The organism is Verrucomicrobiota bacterium (genome assembly GCA_039027815.1).
GTDB lineage: Bacteria > Verrucomicrobiota > Verrucomicrobiia > Verrucomicrobiales > JBCCJK01 > JBCCJK01.
The window spans coordinates 1-21806 of record JBCCJK010000043.1 but is presented as its reverse complement, the minus strand read 5'-3'; the positions used below and the strand labels follow the sequence as shown (position 1 = coordinate 21806).

The 21806-nt window shown below is 62.3% G+C and carries 21 protein-coding genes; 11 read left to right on the top strand and 10 right to left on the bottom strand.

What is annotated here, in order from left to right:
• Nucleotides 1-294, top strand: a 294-nt coding sequence (gene purH, locus AAF555_10665) for a bifunctional phosphoribosylaminoimidazolecarboxamide formyltransferase/IMP cyclohydrolase (protein ID MEM6912030.1), incomplete at its 5' end; no start/stop codon positions are given.
• Between the two features lie 83 nt (nt 295-377).
• Here purH and AAF555_10660 read toward each other — a convergent pair.
• Nucleotides 378-839, bottom strand: coding sequence for an NUDIX domain-containing protein (locus AAF555_10660; GenBank protein MEM6912029.1), 462 nt, complete (start codon nt 837-839; stop codon nt 378-380).
• Between the two features lie 69 nt (nt 840-908).
• Here AAF555_10660 and AAF555_10655 point away from each other — a divergent pair, with 69 nt between their 5' ends.
• Both AAF555_10655 and AAF555_10650 read left to right on the top strand, forming a co-directional pair.
• Nucleotides 909-2495, top strand: a complete 1587-nt coding sequence (locus AAF555_10655) for an HD domain-containing protein (protein ID MEM6912028.1) — start codon at nt 909-911, stop codon at nt 2493-2495.
• A 65-nt stretch (nt 2496-2560) separates the two neighbouring features.
• Complete coding sequence (locus AAF555_10650) at nt 2561-2935, top strand: glutaredoxin (GenBank protein MEM6912027.1); 375 nt, start codon at nt 2561-2563, stop codon at nt 2933-2935.
• A 12-nt stretch (nt 2936-2947) separates the two neighbouring features.
• Here AAF555_10650 and AAF555_10645 read toward each other — a convergent pair whose 3' ends face one another.
• The 4 genes from AAF555_10645 to recJ all read right to left on the bottom strand — a co-directional run bounded on the left by AAF555_10645 (nt 2948) and on the right by recJ (nt 9775).
• The gene (locus AAF555_10645) at nt 2948-4333 is read right to left on the bottom strand and encodes an OmpA family protein (GenBank protein MEM6912026.1); all 1386 of its coding nucleotides are present in this window, start codon (nt 4331-4333) and stop codon (nt 2948-2950) included.
• Nucleotides 4334-4373: 40 nt separating this feature from the next.
• A complete protein-coding gene (locus AAF555_10640) occupies nt 4374-5921 on the bottom strand; it encodes a trypsin-like peptidase domain-containing protein (GenBank protein MEM6912025.1) in 1548 nt (515 codons plus the stop codon).
• Nucleotides 5922-6026: 105 nt separating this feature from the next.
• A complete protein-coding gene (recG, locus tag AAF555_10635) occupies nt 6027-8099 on the bottom strand; it encodes an ATP-dependent DNA helicase RecG (GenBank protein MEM6912024.1) in 2073 nt (690 codons plus the stop codon).
• The gene (recJ, locus tag AAF555_10630; GenBank protein MEM6912023.1) at nt 8096-9775 is read right to left on the bottom strand and encodes a single-stranded-DNA-specific exonuclease RecJ; all 1680 of its coding nucleotides are present in this window, start codon (nt 9773-9775) and stop codon (nt 8096-8098) included. Before recJ ends, recG begins: the two co-directional genes overlap by 4 nt.
• A 130-nt stretch (nt 9776-9905) precedes the next feature.
• On the opposite strand from recJ, the gene AAF555_10625 reads away from it, so the two are divergent.
• On the top strand, nt 9906-12329 hold the full coding sequence (locus tag AAF555_10625; protein MEM6912022.1) for a response regulator: 2424 nt from the start codon (nt 9906-9908) through the stop codon (nt 12327-12329).
• A gap of 130 nt (nt 12330-12459) precedes the next feature.
• Here AAF555_10625 and tsaA read toward each other — a convergent pair whose 3' ends face one another.
• The gene (tsaA, locus tag AAF555_10620) at nt 12460-13155 is read right to left on the bottom strand and encodes a tRNA (N6-threonylcarbamoyladenosine(37)-N6)-methyltransferase TrmO (GenBank protein MEM6912021.1); all 696 of its coding nucleotides are present in this window, start codon (nt 13153-13155) and stop codon (nt 12460-12462) included.
• A gap of 49 nt (nt 13156-13204) precedes the next feature.
• Here tsaA and AAF555_10615 point away from each other — a divergent pair, with 49 nt between their 5' ends.
• Entirely contained in the window at nt 13205-13378 is a 174-nt protein-coding gene (locus AAF555_10615; protein ID MEM6912020.1) for an entericidin A/B family lipoprotein, read from the top strand.
• 113 nt (nt 13379-13491) lie between these two features.
• Nucleotides 13492-14187: a zinc metallopeptidase gene (locus AAF555_10610; protein ID MEM6912019.1), complete on the top strand. Its 696-nt coding sequence runs from the start codon at nt 13492-13494 to the stop codon at nt 14185-14187.
• Nucleotides 14188-14197: 10 nt separating this feature from the next.
• Here the strand turns inward: AAF555_10610 and AAF555_10605 are convergent, their stop codons facing one another.
• On the bottom strand, nt 14198-15811 hold the full coding sequence (locus tag AAF555_10605) for a Na+/H+ antiporter NhaC family protein (GenBank protein ID MEM6912018.1): 1614 nt from the start codon (nt 15809-15811) through the stop codon (nt 14198-14200).
• A gap of 157 nt (nt 15812-15968) precedes the next feature.
• On the opposite strand from AAF555_10605, the gene AAF555_10600 reads away from it, so the two are divergent.
• Both AAF555_10600 and AAF555_10595 read left to right on the top strand, forming a co-directional pair.
• Nucleotides 15969-16517, top strand: a complete 549-nt coding sequence (locus AAF555_10600) for a hypothetical protein (GenBank protein ID MEM6912017.1) — start codon at nt 15969-15971, stop codon at nt 16515-16517.
• Between the two features lie 135 nt (nt 16518-16652).
• Nucleotides 16653-17093, top strand: coding sequence for a plastocyanin/azurin family copper-binding protein (locus tag AAF555_10595; GenBank protein ID MEM6912016.1), 441 nt, complete (start codon nt 16653-16655; stop codon nt 17091-17093).
• Between the two features lie 8 nt (nt 17094-17101).
• On the opposite strand, the gene AAF555_10590 is transcribed toward AAF555_10595, so the two are convergent.
• The 3 genes from AAF555_10590 to pdeM are packed head-to-tail and all read right to left on the bottom strand — an operon-like array spanning nt 17102 to nt 19122.
• Nucleotides 17102-17905, bottom strand: a complete 804-nt coding sequence (locus tag AAF555_10590; GenBank protein ID MEM6912015.1) for a site-specific DNA-methyltransferase — start codon at nt 17903-17905, stop codon at nt 17102-17104.
• 4 nt (nt 17906-17909) lie between these two features.
• A complete protein-coding gene (locus AAF555_10585; protein ID MEM6912014.1) occupies nt 17910-18410 on the bottom strand; it encodes a WbuC family cupin fold metalloprotein in 501 nt (166 codons plus the stop codon).
• Between the two features lie 22 nt (nt 18411-18432).
• Entirely contained in the window at nt 18433-19122 is a 690-nt protein-coding gene (gene pdeM / locus AAF555_10580) for a ligase-associated DNA damage response endonuclease PdeM (protein ID MEM6912013.1), read from the bottom strand.
• 198 nt (nt 19123-19320) lie between these two features.
• Here pdeM and AAF555_10575 point away from each other — a divergent pair, with 198 nt between their 5' ends.
• The 3 genes from AAF555_10575 (at nt 19321) to lepB (ending at nt 21625) form a co-directional block, all read left to right on the top strand.
• The gene (locus AAF555_10575) at nt 19321-20325 is read left to right on the top strand and encodes an SRPBCC family protein (protein ID MEM6912012.1); all 1005 of its coding nucleotides are present in this window, start codon (nt 19321-19323) and stop codon (nt 20323-20325) included.
• Nucleotides 20326-20550: 225 nt separating this feature from the next.
• Complete coding sequence (locus AAF555_10570) at nt 20551-20697, top strand: hypothetical protein (protein ID MEM6912011.1); 147 nt, start codon at nt 20551-20553, stop codon at nt 20695-20697.
• Nucleotides 20698-20920: 223 nt separating this feature from the next.
• Nucleotides 20921-21625 (top strand): signal peptidase I, encoded by a 705-nt coding sequence (lepB, locus tag AAF555_10565; GenBank protein ID MEM6912010.1) that lies wholly within the window; start codon nt 20921-20923, stop codon nt 21623-21625.
• The last annotated feature ends 181 nt before the right edge of the window (nt 21626-21806 follow it).

Sequence of the window (21806 nt, the reverse complement as noted above, 5' to 3'; positions counted from 1 at the left end):
GTCTTCGCGGCCTCCGATCGCACCTTGGGGATCGGCGCGGGGCAGATGTCCCGAGTGGACTCCAGTCGCATCGCCGTCTGGAAAGCCAGCGAAGCCGGCCTCTCGCTGAAAGGCAGCGTCGTCGCGAGCGATGCCCTCTACCCTTTCCCGGACGGGCTCATCGCGGCCGCCAAAGCGGGCGCGACCGCCGCTATCCAGCCCGGAGGCAGCATCCGCGATGAAGACGTCATCAAAGCCGCCGATGAGCACGATATGGCCATGGTCTTCACGGGGCACCGGCATTTTCGGCACTAGGCCGCTCTCCCTCCCCCGCGCTTCAGCGCCTCTTCCCCACACCACCTTCCCTCCATTCTACCAGTGAATTCTGGAGGTTGGTATCACAGCTCCACCCCAAAAAAGTCCCAAAAGACGCGCACGAAGACCTCGCGTTTGAAATCGGGCACCCAGTCCAGGAGAAAAGCGCTCGGCTGGACCCAGCGGACGGATTGGAACTCGTGGGCCATGTGGAGTCGGATGTGGCGGTTTTTTCCGACAAAGCGACAGCGATAAAAGGTCTGGCTCTGCCCCCGCCAGCGCCCCTTCTTGCGGTGGCCTTCCGGGAAGACGTAGCTGTAACCGTCTTTTGCTTCCACCACTTGGTAGTGCTTCGGCTTGAGACCGATCTCCTCCCAGGCCTCCCGGCGGAGGGCCTGCTCGGTGGTCTCGCCCGGATCGACCCCGCCCTGGGGAAATTGCCATTGGCCTCGACGATCGGCCCGCTCCCCCAGGAGGATGCGGCCGTCACCGCGCTCCAAAATCATGGCGGCGTTCGGTCGGAGCGGGAGAGGCTTTTGCGGCATGGTGGAAAGCGTGGCGCTTGCTTTTCAAGAGCCTTTCGACGAACGCGGAGCATGGCCGAGGTCCCTTCCATGGCAAGCGAAGATCCGTTGGCGGATCCGTCGATGGAGACTTCCTCCGTGGGAGCTGTCATGCACCTGGGGGCCGCCTCCGCCAGCATGCTGGTCTTCCAGCGCTTGGAGGGCGGGGGGATCGAGCAGATCGACTTCTTGGAACAGGCCGTTCCTCTGGCGAGGGACGTCTTTCGAAGCGGGCAAATGACGGTCTCGACCGTCGAACGCTGCGTGGAAATCCTGCAAAAGTTCCAGACCACGATGGAGGAATTGGGGGTGCCCCGCTCTCGGCCTCAGCGAACGGTCGCGACCAACCTTTTGGCGGAGTCCTCTGACCAGGATGTCTTCTTGGACCGGATCCGGGTGGCCTGCGGCTTGGATGTGGAGACGCTCGATGATGGGGAAATGACCCGCGTCATTTACCTCCTGAGCCAGACCATGCTCCAGGAGCTGGGCACCCTCCGTAAAAAGAGCACCCTGGTCGTCCACGTGGGTCCGGGCAACACCCGCGCCCTGCTCTTCGAGGGGGGGCGCATTTGCAATTACAGCAGCTACCGCCTCGGGACGCACCGCATCATGGAGGCCATGCGGCTGCAGAGTCTAGCGGGGGCGGGGCTCTTGCAGCTGATGCGCCAACACAGCCGCGGGAACGTGGGCCAGCTCTTGTTTGATTACCAACACGCCAAGATCAAGCACATGGTGGCCATCGGCTACGAGATCCAGATGATCGCCCGCGAAATGAAAGGCCGCAGCGGGGTGGCCCGCCTCACTCCGGAGAAGCTGCGCCAGGAGCGCGACCGGGTGACGGCCCTTTCCACGGATGAACGGGTCTGGCGTTACCAGACTGATTACCAAACCGCCGAGGCGCTGGTGGGGGCGCTCGAGCTGAATCTAGCGATCGCGGAAGCCCTGGAGGTGAGCGAGATCTTTATCCCGATTCACGATTACGAGTCCGCTCTCCTGGAGCGCATCCCCCGCGCTTCCGAGCTAACGGAGGGCTTCGCGGATGAGGTGATCCAGAGCGCTTACAGCTTGGGAGAAAAGTACAAGATCGATCTCCAACACGCCCAGCAGGTGGAGTTCTTGGCCCACCACCTCTTCACGGAACTGCGCTCGGTCCATCAGCTCGATTCCCATAGCGAGCTTCTCCTCCGGGTGGCCGCCATCACCCATGAGGTCGGGCACTACGTCAGCCCCCGCCTCCACCACAAGCACTCGCTCTACCTCATTCAACACAGCGAAATTTTCGGACTGAGCTCGGTCGACATCGAGGTGGTGGCCTTGGTGGCCCGCTATCACCGCCAGTCCCCTCCCAAGCCGCTTCATCCGGTCTACCGAGAGCTGAGTCGCGATCGCCGGATCCAGGTCTCGAAGCTGGCGGCCTTGTTGCGTTTGGCGGACGCGCTCGAGCAGAGTCATTCCCAACGGATCCACGAGTTGGAGGTCCGCGTGGAGGGGCGCAAGCTGGTTTTGCGGGCCAGTGGCCTGAGTGACATCGCGATCGAGCAGCTCGCTCTCGACAGCGAAGGCGATCTTTTCCGGAATATCTTCGGCCTCGACCCTGTCTTGGCTCTCGCCAAGTCGCCCCGATCCGACGAAGGGTGATTTTCCGCTGCTTTGCAGTTGGAAACCCAGCCCAAGGATCGTAGGTTTTTCCAACACACCGAATCATGAGCAAAGAAAGCCCACAGATCACCGCCTACCTCAAGACCTACTGCGGATGGAGCGAAGGAGTGCGCGCCATTTTCCGCAAGTATGAGCTGCCTTTTGAAGAAAAGGACATCATTCAAAATCCCGCCTTCCGCTGGGAGATGGAGCAAAAGAGCGGCCAACCGCTCAGCCCTTGCGTCCTGGTGGACGGCCAAATGCTGGCCGACGTGAGCGGCGATGAGGTCGAGAGCTGGATGATTGAAAATGGCTACCTCCAAAAAAGTGAGGAGGCCGCCGATGCGCCCACCGGCAGTTCCTGCACCGACGAGGAACATGAAGCCATGGCGCGGGGAGAGATCCCGACCATCCCCGGCAAGATTCGCTTCGTGGAGTGAGCCAGCTGGCGGCTAGAAGTCGAGGTAGATTTCGGTCCGCCGGTTGACCTTGCGGCCGTCTGGGTTGTCGCTCCCATCCGCGTTTTCATTCGGCCGGAGGGGTTGGGTGTAGCCGAAGGCTTCGGTCAGGACTTGCGCTTCGGGCACGCCGTAGTTGAGGAGGGTCTGTCGGACTTCCTTCGCCCGGCGGGCACTCAGGTTTTCATTGTAGGCTTGGGTCCCCCGGGAGTCGGTGTGGCCACTGATTCGGATGGTCTTGTCGGGGTCGGCCCGGAGGAGTTCGGCTACGATTTCCAGTTGGCGGAGGGCCCGGGGGTGGAGTTCGTCCTCATCGAAACTGAAGAAGAGGGCCAAGACGTCGCCGCCTTCCGGCTTTTTCACAAGGGGGGTGTAGTAGGCATCGCCGGTCCCGAATTGCTGGGCGTGGAGCTCGATCAATTTGTCCAAATTGATCTCGGCCACCTTCCAGTCTTCCTCCACGCGATGGAGAATGACTCCGAAGCGGCCCTTGGCCCCGCTGGCCGATTCGACATCGCTCAAAAACCAGGCGACCGCCTCCCGCATGACGGTGTTGTAGAGAGGGCGTTCGGGATCGAGTTGGTAGCCGCTTTCCTCGAAGAAAATGCAGAGGGCGGCGATGCGGGCATCGCGGATTTTCTCCTTGAGCACGAGCGCCTTGGCGGCTGCGAAGTCCTGCGTCACGACCGCTTGCACGAAGCGATCGGCCACTTGAAGCGCGCCGTCGATGTCGACCTGGCGTTCGTCGACGGGACGGTCCGCCCTTTCTAAGACGAGGGCTGGTCTTTCCGGGGAGAGGGCGGGGAGGCTGATGTCGCCGATCCGCCATTTCCCCTCGGCGTTCCGGTGGAGATCGACCAGGATTTCCTTCTTGGTTTCGGTGCCCAGGGGGTCCGAGAGCGCCAGGGCGTAGCGGTGGAACCCCCGGGTCTCGCCCACCAGGCGAGGCGGCACCGGTAGGACTTTGAAAGGACTCTCCTCCAGGAAGGAGCGAAGGGTGACCGCTTGGGGCTGGCCCAGACCGATCGCCTGAAGAATTTCGAGAGATTCGTCGATTTTCTCTTCCGCCAGCAAGACAGCAACGGCGGCCAGGATCTCCCGAGGGCCTTCCCGGGTCACGTCCTCCAGTGACGGGTAGCCGGCGTAGCGGCGCGTGGGGGGGGTGGGCTCTGGGGGCGCGACCTCAGCCGGTTCTTCCGGGGCCAAGCTCTCGCCCGAGGCCAGCGATGGGTCTGGGCTTTCGGGCGGGGGAGGGACGGCTTTTTCTCCGCCCAAGGAGAAAAGAAAGTAGCTGCCCACGCCCAGTCCGACCGCGCCCAGCAAGACGAGCAAGATCGGGGGGAGGCTGCCGTGAGTGGGAGGCGAGGCGATCGCTTTCATGGGGCGCACGAGGTGGAGAGAGGAGGGGGAGAGAAGGCAGTCAGCGAAGGGGGGCAAATTCGACGTAGCCGCGTTTGGCGACGCCATTTTCCCGCCGGACCAGGAGAATCCGAGAGCGTTGGCTGAGCATCTGGTCGGCGATGACTTGGTAGAAATCGGCTGGCTCAAAGACGGCTGTTTGGTTGATGCCGATGATGATGTCATTGCGGCGGAGCTTGGTGGAGGCGGGGGAGCCGGGAAGAATCTTGGAAACCCGCAGCCCCTGAACTCCACGTTCCTGCGCTTCGGCGGGCAGCGGCTCGACCGTCACGCCGAATTTGGTGGGGACTTCTTCGGGGGTGAGGCTCTGGAGCGTCAACTGCACGGGCTCAGCACTCATCTCCGGGAAGAAGGCGCGGTCCGCGATGAGGGGCTCCAAGAGGAGGGTTTTTCCATTGCGCCAGACTTCTAGCGGGATGGTCTGCCCCACGTCCGCGGTCTGAATGGTTTCCATGAAGGAGCTGATGGATTGGGCGTTGGTTTCCACGCGGTCCCCATCGACCGAGAGGATGACGTCCTTGCGCATGAGTCCGCAGCGCTCCGCCGGGGAGCCGGGTTGGATGGAGGCGACCATGGCGCCGTATTCGTGGGGGTAGTCCAGCTCATTGAATTGGCTCAGGAGGTAGGGGGTTTTTTCGTCATAGACGACGATCCCAAGGTAGCCTTTGACGACGCGGCCCTTGGTGGCTATTTGCTCGAAGGCATCCCAGGCGTCGTTTGACGGAATACTCAGGCCGATCCCTTGGTAGGTCCGGCTGGAGTCGGTGCTGTAGACGGCCACGTTGATGCCGATGACGTCGCCACGAAGGTTGACGAGCGGGCCGCCGGAGTTGCCGGGGTTGATGGCGGTGTCGGTTTGGATGTAGTTGGGTGCGGTGTCGCTTTGGCCGAACTGGCGGTTTTTGGCGCTCACGATTCCCTGGGTCACGGTTTCCCGGAGGCCGAAGGGATTGCCGACCGCGAAGACAATTTGTCCGGATTGGACCTCATCCGAGTCCCCGCGGCGGAGGGCCGGGAAGTTGCTGCGGCTGCTCTGAATGCGAAGCACGGCCACATCCAGTTCGGGGTCGGAGCCCACGAGGATGGCATCGTAGTCATTGCCATCGTGGAGGATGACTTTGATTTCGTCTTGGTCGCGAATGACGTGGTCATTGGTGATGATGTGCCCTTCCTGGCTGACGATCACTCCCGAGCCGAGGCCTTGCCGATTGTTCTGCCTTTGGTAGGGCTGGAGGCCGAAGGGGCTTCGCTGTACGCCCTGCTCGAGAAAGGTTTGCCGGGTCACCACGCTCACGACCGAGGGAACGACCGAGGCCACAACTTCCTGGAATTCCTGGTCCAAACGGAGCAGGGCCGGGATGGATTCCTCCGAGAGGGCCGAGGTGGTCGGAAGGGTGAATTCCTCCGGAAGGTGGCGGGGCGGGGCTTCCCCCTGAAGGAGATCGAACAGGTTGTATTCCTGGTCGTTGGCCTTGAGGAAATAAAGCAGGACGAACGAGGCGCCGAAGAGGGCGGCCAGCAGCAGGGAGCGGCGAAGGGCGTCGTGCATGGGGAGAAACCTAGGCAGGGAAGAGAACGATGCCAGTGGCGGTTTTCGTTCGAGAGAGTCCGGGATGGAGCGGGCCTGGACCTGGCCTCGTTCCAGGAGCGTGGCCTAGCTGAAGTTGGCTTCCACGCGGCGCACGGCTTTTTTTAGCAAGCGATGTTCGGGCTGGGAGAGATCGGGATCGGCTGCGAGAATGGATTGGGCGAGCGCGCGCGCTTCGTGCACGAGCGCGGTGTCGCTCACCAGGTTGCCGAGCCGGAGGCCGCTGGTGTGCCCGCTTTGGGCGGTCCCCAGAATCTCGCCCGCGCCGCGCAATTCGAGATCGGCCTCGGCCACGCGAAAGCCATCGGTGGTGTCTTCCAAGACCGCCAATTTTTCGGCCGCCTCGTCCCCGGCCTTTTTCCCGGTCAGGAGGATGCAGTAGCTTTTGTGAGCGCCCCGGCCGATGCGGCCGCGCAGTTGATGAAGCTGGGCCAGCCCGAAGCGCTCGGCATCGAAGACGAGCATGACGTTGGCATTGGGCACATCGACCCCCACTTCGATGACGGTGGTACTGACGAGGGCGCCCAAGCGGCCTTGGCGAAAGGCGTCCATGGTGGCCTGTTTTTCCTCGGCGCTCAGCCGCCCGTGGAGCAGTCCAACCTCGTGCGGGTGGAGGAGTCGGCTCCAACTTTCGACTTCCTGAGTGGCGGCCTTGGCCGAGACTTTCTCGCTTTCTTCCACCAGGGGAAACACGAGGTAGGCCTGCCGGTCCTGTTCCAAGTGCTCTTTCACAAACTTGGCGGCCTCCTTCGTTCTGGTGCCCGGGCGGACGGCGGTCACGATCTTGCCGCGACCCTGCGGTAGCTCGTCGATGAGGGAGACGTCCAGATCGCCGTAGACGGTCAGGGTCAAGGTCCGGGGGATGGGGGTGGCCGTCATGACGAGGAGGTCGGGGTGCTGGCCCTCTTCCGCTTTTTCGGTGAGGCGACCGCGCTGGAGCACGCCGAATTTGTGCTGCTCGTCGATGACCACGTAGCCCAGCTTGGCGAAGGCCTCTTTTTCCCATAGAAGAGCGTGGGTCCCGACCAGGATTTGCGGCTCTCCCCCCCCTTCTAGCAGGGGCAGGGAGTCGGAAGACTTCTTGGAACCGGTCCGAAGTCCCACCCGAATGCCAAGCGGGGCCAGCCATTGCTCGAAGTTGAGGTAGTGCTGTTCCGCTAGAATCTGGGTGGGGGCCATGAGGGCGGCTTGCCAGCCGGATTCGACCGCGTAGAGCATGCTGGCGAGGGCCACCAGGGTTTTGCCCGAGCCGACATCCCCCTGGAGCAGGCGGTTCATGGGGCAGGTCGAGGCGAGGTCTCGCCGGATTTCTTCGACCGAGCGCTGCTGGGCCCCGGTCAGCTTGAAGGGTAGGCTGGCCAGCAGTTCGCGGGTGAGTTCTCCCGGGCCGGCCCGGGACGGCTTTTGGTGTGCGCGCAGCCGGGCCCTCTGGCGGAGCACATTCAATTGCAGGGCCAGGAATTCATCCCGGGCCAGTCGGTGGCGGCTTTGGGCGAGGTGCTCCGGGTCGTCCGGAAAGTGAATGCCACGGATGGCCTGACCCAGGGAGAGAATGTCGCCCTTTTGGAACGCCGGGGGAACGAGTTCAGCCAAGCTTTCCAGGGGAAGGCTTTCCAGGACGCGGGCGAGGAGGGCACGGAGGGGGCGTTGTTTCAGGCCCTCTTTCAGCGGGTAGATGGGCACGATCCGACGCATGTGGAGCGAGGAATCAGGGGAGTCGGGCTCCACGATTTCGTAGTCAGGGTGGTCGAGGACGAGGCGCTTGCCGCTTTCCTTGACCTTGCCGTAGACGACGAGGTGCTGGCCGGTCGCGAGGAGTTTGTGAATGAAGGGCAGATTGAACCAGCGGAGGATGAGGGGGGGCGTGAGCGCGTTGTCGGGGGAGGTGAGCGTGGCCTCGAAGAAGGAACGCCCGCGGCCGCGCAGGAAGCGCCGTTGCGCATCGGTCACCACCCCGTAGAGACAGAGCGCTTGGCCCCCGCTTCCGCCGAGAGGGAAGCTGCCAAAGGAGCGACGGTCCTCGTGACGCCGGGGGTAGTGGCGGAGCAGCTGGCCCACGGTGAGGAGCCCGTTTTGCTGGAGGGCGCGCTGGAATTCGCGAGGCAGCTCCAAGGTGTCGAGGGGCGTTTTCGGCGTCACTGGGCGCTGCGGAGGTGGCGGACTACGAGCTGGAGCGACTCGCGACCGCGAAAGCTATTGCGGGAGAGGGTGAAGGCCACGTCCCAGGGCGGGCGCGGGAGGGCCTCCAAGGGGGCGTGGAACCAGATGGCCGATTGGACCACGCCGTTCTGCCGGAGATCGAGCTTGAGGTGCTTCTCGCTCAAGACCCGCGGTTCCCGATCAAAGGTCACCCCACGGGCGGCCAGGAGCGGCTCGGCGTTCTCCTTGCCAAAGGGTTCCATGAGTTCATAGGCGTCGAGGCCGGCCAGGCTGAGTTCCCGCAGTTGCACCACCCCATCGATCTCCAGCTTGCTCTCCAGGATTTCGGCGGTCGCGGTTTCCTGCATGTGTTGGCAAAGGGCCGCGCGGAAGGCGGGGAATTTGGTTTCTTCCACCGAGAGTCCCGCTGCCATGGCATGGCCCCCGCCTTTCAGGAGGTGGGGGCGGCAGGCGTCGAGGGCTTCCACGAGGGAGAGCCCTTCGATGCTGCGTCCGCTCCCTTTGCCGATTCCCTCTTCGTCAAAGGCCACCACGATGGTGGGACGGTGATGCAAGCGCATGAGGCGCGAGGCGACAATCCCGATGACGCCTGGATGCCAACCGCGGGAGCCCAAGACGATGGCGGCTTCCTGCTCGGGATCAAAGCCGTTGAGCTGGGCGAGGGCTTCCTCGCGGATCCGCTCCTCGACTCGTTGGCGCTCGCGGTTTTGCCGATCGAGCGCTTCCGCGATCTGCTTGGCCTTCGCGGGCGCTTCTTCGAGGAGGAGGTCGAGCGAGAGCTTGGCCGTGTCGAGTCGCCCCGAGGCGTTCAAGCGAGGCCCCAGCTTGAAGCTGATATCGAGCGCTTTGATGGGGCCTTGCAGCCCGGAGACTTCCATGAGCGCACGGATGCCGGGGCTGCGCGTTTGTTGGAGACGCTCTAGCCCTTTGCGCACCAGGAGGCGGTTTTCGTGCTCCAGGGGCACGAGGTCGGCCACGGTGCCGAGGGCGGCCAGATCGAGGTGGTCTTTGAGGTCGAAGTGCGCGAGGGGGCGTTGCTTGAGTAGCCCGTGCGCCATTTTGAAAGCGAGGCCGGCGCTGCAGAAATGATGAAACTCGCTCCCCAGCTGGGGATTGACCAAGAGGCAGTCGGGCGGGGGGCCAGCCGAGCAGAGCTGGTGGTGATCGATGACGATGACGTCGATGCCCTCTTGGCGCAGCCACCGGATTTCTTCCAAGGAGGAGGTCCCGCAGTCGACCGCAATGAGCAGGTCAGGATGCAGCTCGTCGAGACAGCGTTCGAGGCCTTCATGGCTGATGCCGTAGCCTTCGTCCATGCGGTGTGGGAGGAAGGGATGGGGATCGACACCGTAGGCGCGCAATAGATGAGTCAGGAGGGCGAGCGAGGTGACGCCGTCGACATCGTAGTCGCCATAGAGAACGATTTTTTCCTGGCGGTCGATGGCCTCATGAATGCGGCTGGCGGCGCGCTCGAGATTGGGAAGCAGAAAGGGGTCGCGTAGGCCTTGCAGCTTGGGAAAAAGAAAGGTGTCCAGTTCCTCAGCCGAGGTGAAAGCCCGCCGCGCCAAGAGCTTTTCCACGAAGCCCGGAAGACCAGCCGGGAGGCCTGCTGAGGGCAGTGGGGGCGGGGCGGCGTTGGGAAAAATCCACTTCATTGGCGGGACCGTCACCAACCGCAGTTGGCTCTTTCTCTCAAGTTTTTCTTGTGAGGGGCGGGTGAGAAAGCGGGCCGGTTTGGGGAAGCGAGTTGCCCATTGGCGCCTCTTCCGGTTACAATAGAGGGAGATGAAATCGCGCGTGTTGGTGGTGGAAGATGAGGGCTTGGTCGGGCGCGACGTCCAAGTCAGCCTGGAGCAGATGGGGTTTGACGCCCCGCGGGTGGCCTCGTCGGGGGAGGAGGCCTTGGCGGCCGTGCGGGAGTCGCCCCCCGACTTGGTGCTGCTGGACATTTGCTTGTCGGGCGAGATCAGTGGCATCGAGCTAGCGCGCCGCCTCCGCGAGGACCACGAGACGCCTTTCGTTTTCATCACGGGGATGGCCGATGATGAGACCTTGCGGGTGGCCCAAAAGACCGGCCCCCAGGGGTTCCTCCTCAAGCCTTTCAACAGCGAGCAGCTCCAGAGCGCCGTCGAGTCGGCCTTGGCAGGCTACCGGGCGATTCAAGAGTTGCGCCTCCGGGAGACCCGCCAATCCGGCCTGCTCGAGACAGCCTCGGAGGGGGTCATCGCGACCGATCTGGCCGGGCTCATTACCTACCTGAACCCGGAGGCGGAGAGCCTGACCGGCTGGTCGAGCGAAGAAGCCCTCCATCAGCCGCTCCAAGATGTTTTCAAGAGCCTCCACGACACGGGGCAGCTTTCCTTTCCCTTCTCGCAAAACGGGAACCACGGGGTAGAGGAAGGGGCCATCCAGACCACGCTCGTGACCCGAGGAGGGGAACGTCTCCCGATCCAAGAACTGGCCCAGCCGCTCCGGGACGGTCGCGAAGGCGGCTCCTATGGGGTGGTGGTGACCTTTCGCAGGCGGGAGCAGAGCGAGAAGTCAGAGTCCACGGAGACTTCGTGGAGACAATTGGGGTCGATTCTCGAGAGCATCTCCGATCCCCTCCTGACGGTCAATCCGCTCTGGCAAGTGACCTATGCCAATGGTTCGGTGCCGGAGGCCCTCGGTCTGGCCGGAACGGACGAGATTGTCGGTCGGTCCCTTTGGAAGGTCGTCCCCGAGGTCGCCAGCGAGCCCCTTTTCCAGCATTTGGGTGAGGCCCAGCGAGAGCGCAGCCGCGCCAGTTTTGAACTGGACTGGGGGGATGGGGAAATGGCTTTTTCCATCCAAGCCTACCCCTTCGCCGAAGGGCTGCTCTTGATTCTGCAAGACATCTCTGAGCTGCGGGCCGCTCGTCGAGTGCAGGGGCAACTCCAGCAACTGGAAGGGCTTGGCTTCTTGGCGCGGGGCTTTGCTCACGATTTCAACAACCTGCTCACGGTCCAAGTGAATGGCTTGGAAAGCCTGCGGGAGTGGGCTCTCTCCGCGCCCGACTTGCCGGACGAAATTGTGGAAGCCCTTCAAGATGTGGAGGACACCACCGAGCGCTCGGGAGACCTCGTCCACCAGCTCCTGACCTTCGCCAAAGGGGGCGCGCCGGTGAAAGAAACCTTTGCCCCCCAAGAGTTGCTCGAGCGCTTGCTGCAACGCCATCCCGTCCCGGAAGGCGTCCAAGTGGAAGCCCGCTTTGGGGAGGAGATTCCTGAAATCAGCGCGGATCGACGTCAAATGCAGCGCTTGGTCAACAATCTCTTGGAAAACGCCATCGCGGCCATGCCCCAGGGAGGGGAACTGGCCTTGCACGCCCGAGCCGTCGATCGGGCCCAAGCCGAAGAGCAGGGCCTGCCGGGGGCCTTGGCCCATCCGAATTGGTTGGAAATCTGCCTCATGGATTCGGGCGAGGGCATCCCCGAGGCCAACTTGGACCGCGTCTTCGAGCCCTACTTCACCACCTGGAGCGCGAGCAACTCTTCGGGTCTCGGCCTGACGGTTTGCGACCTCATCGTGAAGGCCCACGATGGCTTCATGAAAATCTGGTCCAAGCCGGGGGAAGGGACTTCCGTCTTTGTCTTCTTGCCCGCGGAGGGAAAAGTGCGCGCCCGCAAACCGGAGCCGATCGCAGGCAAGCAGAGGACGGCCTCCCCGCCGTTGGTGAAAGCCGGCAATCCCTTCGTCGATCAAAAATTGGAAGGCGAGGAGCGAGCTCCTCTTTCACCCGTGGTTTCCAAAGCGCCGACTTCGGCTAAGGCTGGTGGCAGCTCCATGAATGGTTCCTCTCAGCACGCTCCCGCTCGCATCCTCGTCCTGGAAGACGAAGCCCTCATTCGCAAGCTGCTCGTGACGCAGTTGCAACGCGAGGGCTTTGAACTGGTGGAGACTTGGGATGGCCTGGACACGCTGCGCGAATACCAAGCGGCGCTCGAGGCGGGCAGCAAGTTTGATCTCGTCATTCTCGACCTCACCATTGTCAATGGTCTCGGGGGCATCGAGACCATGGCCCGCCTGAAGGAAATGGACCCTTCGGTGGTGGCCATCGTTTCCAGTGGCTACTCGGACGACCCAGCCATGGCGCAGCCCGAGGCCTTTGGCTTTTCTGGCGTTCTACCCAAACCCTACCAGCCGGAGGGCCTCCGACGCATCGTCCGCGAAACCATTGCTCAGGGCTAATACCAAGCTGCAGAATTGGCTGGTAGAATGGAGGGGAGGTGTCGTGGTGGCGCGTTCTGAGTGCTCAAAATGTCACGCCTACCTTGCTTGGAATTCATTCGATCGTTCTCTCGTTTGGTCCAGCAGCTCGCTAGGTTGTTTCGGGAAGCGGCTTCAGGGCGAGTAGGAAAAAACGCTTTTCCTCCAGGACCTGCCAGCGGAGCGCATAGGGGCCGAGGTGCATTCCGTAGCTGCGCTCGTCTCGTTGGTAGGAGGGGCGAGGGTCTTGACGGAGCGTTTGGGCGAGCAACTCGCGAAAGGCTCGCGAAGTCCCTTCCCAGGCCTCGGCGGCGTCCGCTCCCACTTCGATGACGGCTTGCTCAAGTGGACTGGAGGGTCGGGTGGCAAAGCCTTCGGCGGCCTCGGGGAGGGCATCGCAGTACGGAAGATAGGGCTTGAGATCGAAGACGGGAGTTCCATCGACCACGTCCACGCCAGTGACGCTGATGACTCCGGCCTTTTCCTCGATCGATTCGATCTCATAAACCGAGAGCCCAAGCGAATTGGGGCGGAAGGGGGATCGGCTGGCAAAGACGCCCAGGCGCTCATTCCCGCCGAGTCGCGGTGGTCTCACCAAAGGCTTCCAGCCCTCGGCCAGGTGAAAATGAAAGAGGACCCAGAGGTGAGTAAAGCGGTGCAATTCCCGCAGGGCCTCCGGCTGGCGGTAGCCCGGGAGAAGTTCGATCTTTCCTCGGGCGGCTCTCGCCAAACCGGACTGCCGGGGCACTCCAAATTTCTCGGGATAATCGGTGCGGATGAGGGCGATGGGTTCGAGGGAGAGCGGCATGGCGGATTTTTGCTCGACCGGAGCGCAGCTTGCTCCATGGGTAAACCCCATGAAAGGAAAAGCTCTTCTCTCGCTCCTCCTCCTGGCTGCCGCCTTCCTCTTCTCCGCTTGCAACACCATGCGCGGAGTCGGGCAAGATGTTCAAAGCCTTGGCCGCAATCTCGAAAGATCCGCTGTCAAGGCGGGCAGTGGCGGGGCCCCGCCCGCTCCTCCCGCCTACTAGGAGAGAGACCTTCCCTCCGCCTGCGGACGTAATGATTTTGAGAAAAAAGGCGAACGCTCTTTCGCCTTCTTCGCTCGACCAGCCGCTCTTTCATCATTACACACCATTCGATTATGACCTTTTGGATTCTCTTCATCGGAACGATGGCCCTCTCGGGCCTGGCCGCGATGGCCGTTCGCTCCAGGTATGCCAAATGGAGCCAAGTGGGGGCCCGTTCCGGCATCACAGGTGCGCAGGCGGCCCAGCGCATTCTGACCGCCGCGGGGATCAGCGACGTCGATGTCGTCCCCCAACGTGGCAAACTCACCGACCACTACGATCCTCTCAAAAGGCGACTGGTCCTCTCGGAGGCCAACTACCATGGCAGCTCGGTGGCCGCTTTGGGAATTGCGGCCCATGAGGCAGGGCACGCCATCCAGCACAAGGTCAACTACTGGCCTTTGAACGCCCGGATGGCTGCGGTGGGAGTCACGACTTTCGCCAGCACCCTGACCATGATTCTGCCCTTCGTGCTCGTTCTGGGGTATGGCTTTCTCGGGCCCCAGATCGGCTTTGCTGGATTCATGGTCTTCGTGGCCGCTCTCGCCGTCTGCATGCTCTTCAATTTGATCACCCTCCCCGTGGAATTTGATGCCACGCGCCGAGCCAAACTCATCTTGACCAAGACGGGGATGATCAGCACGGCCGAGGAAGAGCGGGGCATGCACCAAATGTTGGATTCGGCGGCCTGGACTTACGTGGCGGCTTTCGTGACCTCGCTCGCCTACCTTCTCTACTATCTGCTCCCTCTGCTCGGGGGGCGGGAGTAAGCCATCCTTTTCAGACCGGGGCGGTGGGCGAAGGCTCACCGCCCTTTTTTGGCTTCGCGGCCAGCCAAGGGATGGCCACCAAGACCAGGCTCCCGAGAACGAGTCCCAGCCAGGCCGGCCCTCCCAGCCCCATGCTGCCATAGCCGAGGGCTAGGGAAATGCCCGCCGCCGTGAGGGCGTAGGGGAGCTGGGTGCGGACGTGATCCATGGGCTCGACCCCGCAGGCAATGGCGCTCACGATGGTGGTGTCACTGAAGGGACTGCAGTGATCGCCAAAAACGGCTCCCCCAAAAACAGCTCCAATGACCGCAGGCAGGAGGGCGAGAAGCTCTCCTTCGCTGGTATCGCCGAAGGCAAAGAGGCTTCCGAGGGCCAGCGGCATCAAAAGCCCCATCGTCCCCCAGGAGCTGCCCGTGAAAAAGGAGGTGCAGGCGGCCAGGGTGAACACGAGCGCCGGGAACCAAGCCAAGGGCAATCGGTCCCCCAAAGCGGCCGCCAAGGTCTCAGCGGTCCCGAGCCCCGAGAGCATGTTTCCAAAGGCCCAGGCCAGCACCAGGATCAGGAGAGGCGAGAGGAAGGCGGCGGCCCCTTCTCGGGCCGCTTCGCTGGCCTGCTTCCAGGGATCCGGACCCGGGAGGCAAGCGGAAGCCACCAGCAAGGCCAGACCGCTCCCGACGGTCAGAGCGTAGGGCCCGGCGGAACCACTGAAGCCCTCGCGCAGCTTCTCCAGCGTGACGGGAAAGGGTTGGGCCTGGTCCCAAAAGTAAAAGAGCGAGACAATCCCACCCGCCAAGACCCCCAAAGGCAAGAGGGCTCTCCAGGCCTGGGAGCGGGGCAGCGACGGCACGGCCTCGTCCTGAAAGAAGGCCGAGGCAGCCGATTCCTCAAAGCGCTTCATCGGTCCCGGATTCCATTGCCAGTAGAGGCTGGCCAGCAGGAGGAGGAGGGTGAAAAGGCAGTAGAAATTGACCGGGATGGATTGGAAGAAGAGCGCGTAGGCGGCTGGGGCGGAAGAAAGCGAGCTGTTTTCCAGGCCTTTTTGGATGTAGGAAAGCTGGGAAGCGATCCAGGTGGAGATGAAGGCGATGCAGGCCAAGGCCGAGCCAGTCGAATCCGCAATGTAGGCCAGCTTCACGCGACTGACCCCGACCCGGTCCGCGAGAGGTTTCATGACGCGACCCAGAAGCAAGCTGTTGGCAAGGCCATCGAAGAAACAGACGAAGCCTGCCCCCAGAGCGCTGAATTGAAGCTTTTTACGGGCGGTGGGGCTGGCTTCGAACGCGCCCCCTTGGAACAAGGCCGCCAAGCCGCCTGAGCGTTCCAGCACGGCAGCGAAGGCCCCCAGGAGAAGGGTGAAGAGAAGGGCGCCGATGTGCCAGGGTCCCTCGAGTGCGGCGAAAATGCCGTCTTCCATGTAGCGAACCATCCCTTCCCGGAGATGGCCTCCCGCCAGCAAGATGGCCCCACAAAGCCCCCCCGTCAGCAGTCCCAGCCAAGCGGCCCGCGTCACGAGAACCAGGACGAAGGCAGCCAAGGGAGGCAGGAGGGAGGCCAGGTTTTCCCAAGGACTGGCCGCCAGCAAGAGGGCGGAAGCGAGAGCGATGACGACGAGAAAGAACTTCATAAGCGGACGGCCCAGCATCCCGGTTTCCCGCAGAATCGCAGCAAAAAACAAAGAGCGCCCCGCAACTTCTCCTCTGGGGCCCGGTTTGCTCGTTCGAATCGGCCGGCCTCCGAAGGCCCACCAAAGACCGAGAAAACCCCGAACTTACGCAACCAAAATGAAAACTCGAATCGTCCTGCCGACTGCGGCATTTCTCGCTTGGGCTTTGTTGGCCCCGGCTTCCCTGGCCAAGCCCCCGGGTGGTGGCCCCAAAGGATCCGATGGACCGAAAGGCCCCCGGGGACCTCTCCCGCCTGAAGTGATCGATGAATTTGACGTCGATGGCGATGGCAAGCTGACTGGCGAAGAGCGGACTGCCGCGCGGGAAGCCCGCCTGGAGCGGGACGGGGGCGCTGAAGGCGATCGCAAGAAGCCTCGCTTCCGCCGCGTGACGGCCGCGTTGATCGAGCGCTTTGACAGCGATGGCGATGGCAAATTGAACGAGGAAGAGCGGGCCGCCGCTCGCGAAGCCATGCAAGCGCGCTTGCTGGAAGACTTCGATGCGGATGGCGATGGTGAATTGAGTGAGGACGAACGCGAAGCGGCCCGCGAGGCACGTCGCTCCCAGCTCCTCGAACGCCTCGATACCGATGGCGATGGCGAAGTGAGTGAAGAAGAGCGGCAAGCCGCCCGGGAGGCCTTTCGGAAAGGCCGAAAAGCGAGCTGAGCCCTGTTCCCACCCAGCAAAAAAGAAGAGCCGATCCGGGGGGGTCGGCTCTTTTTTGCTTTTTGCTCGGGCAGAGGGCCGCGAAAAGAAAGAAACCGAAGTGTTTTCCTCGGCGTTTTGGCTGTAGCACTCCCTATGAAGACGATTCTTTTGGCTCTCTTGGCGCTGGCTTCGCCCTTGGCTGTTCTTTCGGCGGATGTCTCGGTGGTGATTGAGGGCAATGACCAGATGAAGTTCAACAAGCAGGCCTTCACGGTGAAATCGGGGCAGACAGTCACGTTGCTACTAAAAAACGTCGGCCATCTGCCCAAGGAAATGATGGGCCACAATCTCGTGATTCTGAAAGAGGGCGTCGATAAAATGAAGTTCGCGGCCGAGAGCGTGAAGGCCGGGATGGCGGCCGAGTATGTGGGGGAGTCCCAGAAGGAGCAGGTCATCGCTTACACCCGGCTTTTGGGGCCGGGCGAGTCGGACACCATCACCTTCGAGGCCCCCGCGCCCGGGAAATATGAGTACATCTGCTCGTTCCTCGGGCATGCCGGCATCATGAACGGGGTCATGACGGTCACGGAGTAGGGTAGCGACTAGAGGAGCTCGCTCAGGCGCTCTTTCGCCACCTCCAGGTAGCCTTCATCGATTTCAAAGCCCGTGAACTGCTCGATGCCCTCGGCGCGGGCCGCCAGGGCGCTGGAACCAATTCCCACGAAGGGATCGAGCATGTGGCGAACCCGATCGCGCCCATGCAGGAGAATGGCCTGACGAGCTAATTCCGGAGGAAAGGTGGCCGGGTGGGGACGTTCTTTCTGGCGGGACCGGATGGTTTGGTAGGGGAGGAACCAGACATTCCCGCGGCAGCGCCGATCTTTCTTCCGCGTGTGCTGCCAACGCGCGATGTTGCTTTTGTCTTGGTAGGGGACCCCGAGAGCGAGACGGTCAAGGGGCACGTTCCCCTCGAGCGTGAAGTGGAAGACATATTCTTGCAGCTCGTTGAGGAAGCGCGGCGAGTTGATGGGTTTGTAGTGGCCGACCGAAAAGGTCTCTTGGCCCGGGCGGTCCACGGCGATCGATTTGATCCAGTGAATGGTATTCTGGAGGGTGAAGAATTCGCTCGCCACCAGGGCGAGCTGGTGGGGCAGGAGCGGGCTGCGGGGGCTCGCCCCCACGTTCAAGAAGAAGGAACCCGCCGGCGCCAAGACGCGCCGAAGACCGGCCAACCATTGGCGTGACCAGGCGAGGTAGTCTTCCCGCGATTGGTCATCGGCATAGGAAAGGTAGCGGATGGCGAGATTGTAGGGAGGAGAGGTCACGACGAGGTCAATCGATCCTGCGTCGAGAGCCCCCATCCCTGCGATGCAATCGCCCAAGCGGAGTTCGAGGTGACTGGACACGTTTTTAGGGCAGTCGGGCCAAGAGACTCTCCAGGTAGCGCCCCGCCTCCGGGCTGCTCTCGGCGGGCGCCCATTCCGGCCAGAGCTTGTCTTGAGCCCGGTCGTAGGGCCCGCCTTTGACTTCCAGGACCACGGTATCCGCCTCGAGGGCCACGAAGGTGTGCCAGACCTTGGCTTCCAGATCCAGAATCGATTGGCTGGCCCCGGGTTGCAGCCGACGACTTTGGGTGACCTGGCCCGCCTCCCCGAAAAGAAAGACCCCCAGGGCTCCTTGGAGGACGCAGACCAGTTCGGCCGCTTGGGGGCGTGGGTGGAGGTGGGGGCGAATGTAGGAACCTGGTTGCAGGACGTTCAGCATGCGCTGGACGGGGGCGTCTTCGCTCCGCTGGAGGGGCACGATCATTCGTCCCCGGCGGCTTTTCCGGGAGGCGGCCAGGCCCTCTTCGATGCGAGCAGATTCCAAAAACAAGTGGTCACCCTGAGGGGCGGCGAGCGAGGTGCGCATGGTCCGGTAGGAAAGCGCTAGCTCACTTGGCGTGCAACCTCGGCGGCAGGAGGACGACCTTTTCGTCGGCAATGGCGTAGACGCGATCGCCCTTGTCCGAGAGGACCCTCCTCCCTCCAGTGAAGCTGCCGAAGGCTGGCAGATGGAGGTGGCGCTCCTCTTCCAACCAAAAGCAGGGCAGCCGGAGAGAGGGGTCATTGCCCGGTCGCAGGCGGACGACCGGGTGGAGGTGGCCGGAAATGAGAAACTCTCCCTGACCGGCCTGGGCCGGGTCGTGAAGAAAGTGCAGGCCCGCCAGTTGGAGCGATTGGGGATGGACCTCAATGCCGAGGTCATTGGGCAGGCGTCGGTCATGATTGCCCCGCACGAGGTCGATGGCGAGATGACAATGCAAGGACCGCCAGCGGAGAAAGGCAGCGTGCAACTCGGCGTCGTCTTGGGGGGAATCGTGAAAGAGATCGCCCACCACCAGCAGGCGCCGAGCGCTGTGGCGGACCACCAGCTGAGTCAGCAGAATGAGGTCCCGCTTGGTCGAGCCTTCGGGGACGGGCATGCCTTGGTTTTGGAAAAAGCCTGCCTTTCCCAGATGCACATCCGAGAAAATGAGCGCTTTCTGACTGGGCCAGTAGAGCGCTCGTTCCCCGAGGAGCCAAAGTTCCTCCCCTCCGAGGGTCAGGGTGGGGCAGGAAAAGTGGGGTTGAGGGAGGGACATGGTCTGGGGAGAGAGGCAGCAAGCGCGATTCCAGAAGACGTGTTTTTTGAACACGCTCCTCGCAGAAAAAGAGGCGATGGAACTCCTGGCCTTCGTCCCCCTTTTGTGGGCCAGCGCTGGCTGGCGGAGGGAGCAAGGAGTGGGCGCCGCCCTTCTGAGCGGTTGACTTTTTCCAGCTCAGGCGGGAGAGGCAGAGCCATGTGGTTGTGGATCGTGCTCTCGATTTTGGCGGCGGTGGCCGGCTTGGTGGGGGCCTTGCTTTTTCGGCCGGTCAGCTACCGCGTCTCCCGCTCGACCCGGGTCAAGCGCCCGGTGGAAGAGGTCTTTGCCTTTCTCCAGGATTTTTCCCTCTGGCGGGAGTGGTCGCCCTGGCTCTGCACCGAGCCGAAAGCCAAGGTCCAGATCAGCGGCGGGGGCAAAAAAGTGGGGGCCTCCTATTCCTGGGAGGGCGAGGTGGTAGGGCAAGGGCACTTGAGGCACGCCCAGCAGAAAGCGCCCGAGATTCTGGAAATGGATCTTCGCTTCCTCAAGCCTTACAAGTCGAAGGCGCGGACGGGCTTCAAGCTGGCGACCGATGGCGATGGCGCCTCAGTCACTTGGAGAATGGAGGGCACCCTCCCCTTTTTTATCCGCGAACGCATGAGTGCCTGGATCGGCTCCGATTACGAGCGAGGGCTCCGCATGCTGAAGGAGAGAATGGAGACGGGCCGCGTCACGAGCGAGTCAAAGGTAGAGGGCTTGCAAGCCCGCTCCGCGCTCTTCTACGTGGGCCTCGAAAAAACCTGCCCGCTTTCTTCCATGGGGCCTTCGCTCCAGGGGGCCATGAGAGAGGTGGCCACCTGGCTGGAGCGCTCCGAATTCTCTGGGCTGGGCCCGCCTTTCACCCTCTACCGCAAGTTCGACCCGGTGGCCAAAGAGTGCGCCTACGTGGTGTGTCTTCCGGTGCCGGCCATCATTCCGGCCGGCAAGCTTCCCGGAGGCTATGGCAGCGGAGAACTCCCGGATCACCAAGCCTTCAGCGTCACCCACCGGGGGAGCTATGTTCATCTGGGGAACGCTTGGGCCACGGGGATGGCCTGGTTGAAAGCGGGAAAGCACAAGCAACGCAAGGACCTCGCCCCCTACGAAGTGTACCTCGACGATCCGGAACAGGTGAAAGAGGAGCGGTTGCGGACGCAGGTGGTTTTCCCGGTGGCTCTCTGAGGCGAGGGGTTTCGGGCACCCTTCTCTGGCGCATGGCCGCCAATTTCCAGCAGGAGAGAGCAAGCTCGGCTTCAGATTTTGGTTCAGCTATCAAGTAGCTGGTGGCTTTCTTCGGTGGCTGGGGACGCGCGTTCCCCAGCCCCGGGGAGAGTTTCCTCTGTGCTTCGTCTCCCGGGACGTCCCTCCCCTGGGAGGCGGAGCCGCTTTCAAAAAGCCTTAGAATTCATGACCTACTCGACGACTGATATTCGCCTCCGCGGGCAATCTCTTCCGCAGGAATTCCTCGAACGCGTGGAACGGATTCGTCGAGCCAGCCTCTCGCTCAATCGTTCCAAGAAGCGGGCCTCGGACTCGAAGACCGGGAACTCCTAAAGGGGGGGCTTTCTCCGGCTCGCTTGCCAGATTGAGTGGGGGAGCGTTTGGTTGAAGGGGGTTGGGTTCAGGTTTCGGGTTTCAGGGGAGAAGAAGATTCGGCCAGTGCTGGAAGGAGCAAACTGCTCTTGGTAGCCCTGCGTAGAAAAGGGAGTTGGCTGGCACGAATCGGTGGCCAAAAACCGCCTTTTCATGGTAATCTTGGGAAGAAATGGGCTCCTCCATGAACCGCTCTCCTCGCTCTCGCACTTTGTTCGGGGAGAAGGCTCGGCCTTGGCAGATCGCGATCATTGTTTTTGGGGTGACGGTGCTGTGCCTTCGCTCCAGCATCGTCGATTGGAATTGGGTTCCTTCGGGTTCGATGGCGCCGACCATTGCGGTTGGCGATGTCATTTTGATCGATCGCTCGGCCTACGATCTTCGGCTGCCCCTGACCTCGCTCAAAAGGTGGCGCAGTGACCCCCAGCGGGGCGACATCGCGGTCTTTCGCTCTCCCGAAAATTCCAACAAGATGGTCAAGCGGGTCATCGGCCTGCCGGGAGATCGCGTTTTCATGCAAGACGATGTCCTGTTCCTGAATGGGCGCCCCACGACCTACGCCGCGCTTTCGAATGATTTGATCACGGAGGTGCCTGAGAACAGGCGGCCTTACGTGCTGTTTTACGATGAGTTTCTCAAGACCAGTCCCCACCGCATTATGCTAACCCCGGGGGCTCCTGAGATTTTGGGGAATATCCCTCCCTTCGTGGTTCCGGAAGGGAAGTATTTTATGCTAGGAGACAACCGCGATTTTAGCCGAGATTCCCGCATGTATGGTTTTGTGGAGCGAGAGGAATTTCTGGGAAAGGCTTCCCAAGTGCTCTTTTCTTTGGATCGGGAGAAGAAATATCGACCTCGTGTGGGGCGATTTCTTCAGGCGCTTCAGTGAACAATACCAAGCTCCAGAATTCACTGGAAGAATGGAGGGGAGGTGTTGTGGGGAAGAGGCGCTGAAGCGCGGGGAAGGGAGAGCCGGAGTCTTTCGAGCCAGCCCAGCGTTGCTCCTCGGTTACGGTGCCTGCACCGCGCCCTCGTGGCGCCTTGGTCTGGCCCGAAATCCACTCGGCCAT

Coding starts and splice junctions, on each gene's coding strand:
- AAF555_10660 (MEM6912029.1), bottom strand. CDS start 839: ATGCCGCAAAAGCCTCTCCCGCTCCGACCGAACGCCGCCATGATTTTG.
- AAF555_10655 (MEM6912028.1), top strand. CDS start 909: ATGGCAAGCGAAGATCCGTTGGCGGATCCGTCGATGGAGACTTCCTCC.
- AAF555_10650 (MEM6912027.1), top strand. CDS start 2,561: ATGAGCAAAGAAAGCCCACAGATCACCGCCTACCTCAAGACCTACTGC.
- AAF555_10645 (MEM6912026.1), bottom strand. CDS start 4,333: ATGAAAGCGATCGCCTCGCCTCCCACTCACGGCAGCCTCCCCCCGATC.
- AAF555_10640 (MEM6912025.1), bottom strand. CDS start 5,921: ATGCACGACGCCCTTCGCCGCTCCCTGCTGCTGGCCGCCCTCTTCGGC.
- recJ (MEM6912023.1), bottom strand. CDS start 9,775: ATGAAGTGGATTTTTCCCAACGCCGCCCCGCCCCCACTGCCCTCAGCA.
- AAF555_10625 (MEM6912022.1), top strand. CDS start 9,906: ATGAAATCGCGCGTGTTGGTGGTGGAAGATGAGGGCTTGGTCGGGCGC.
- tsaA (MEM6912021.1), bottom strand. CDS start 13,155: ATGCCGCTCTCCCTCGAACCCATCGCCCTCATCCGCACCGATTATCCC.
- AAF555_10615 (MEM6912020.1), top strand. CDS start 13,205: ATGAAAGGAAAAGCTCTTCTCTCGCTCCTCCTCCTGGCTGCCGCCTTC.
- AAF555_10610 (MEM6912019.1), top strand. CDS start 13,492: ATGACCTTTTGGATTCTCTTCATCGGAACGATGGCCCTCTCGGGCCTG.
- AAF555_10605 (MEM6912018.1), bottom strand. CDS start 15,811: ATGAAGTTCTTTCTCGTCGTCATCGCTCTCGCTTCCGCCCTCTTGCTG.
- AAF555_10600 (MEM6912017.1), top strand. CDS start 15,969: ATGAAAACTCGAATCGTCCTGCCGACTGCGGCATTTCTCGCTTGGGCT.
- AAF555_10595 (MEM6912016.1), top strand. CDS start 16,653: ATGAAGACGATTCTTTTGGCTCTCTTGGCGCTGGCTTCGCCCTTGGCT.
- AAF555_10585 (MEM6912014.1), bottom strand. CDS start 18,410: ATGCGCACCTCGCTCGCCGCCCCTCAGGGTGACCACTTGTTTTTGGAA.
- pdeM (MEM6912013.1), bottom strand. CDS start 19,122: ATGTCCCTCCCTCAACCCCACTTTTCCTGCCCCACCCTGACCCTCGGA.
- AAF555_10575 (MEM6912012.1), top strand. CDS start 19,321: ATGTGGTTGTGGATCGTGCTCTCGATTTTGGCGGCGGTGGCCGGCTTG.
- AAF555_10570 (MEM6912011.1), top strand. CDS start 20,551: ATGACCTACTCGACGACTGATATTCGCCTCCGCGGGCAATCTCTTCCG.
- lepB (MEM6912010.1), top strand. CDS start 20,921: ATGAACCGCTCTCCTCGCTCTCGCACTTTGTTCGGGGAGAAGGCTCGG.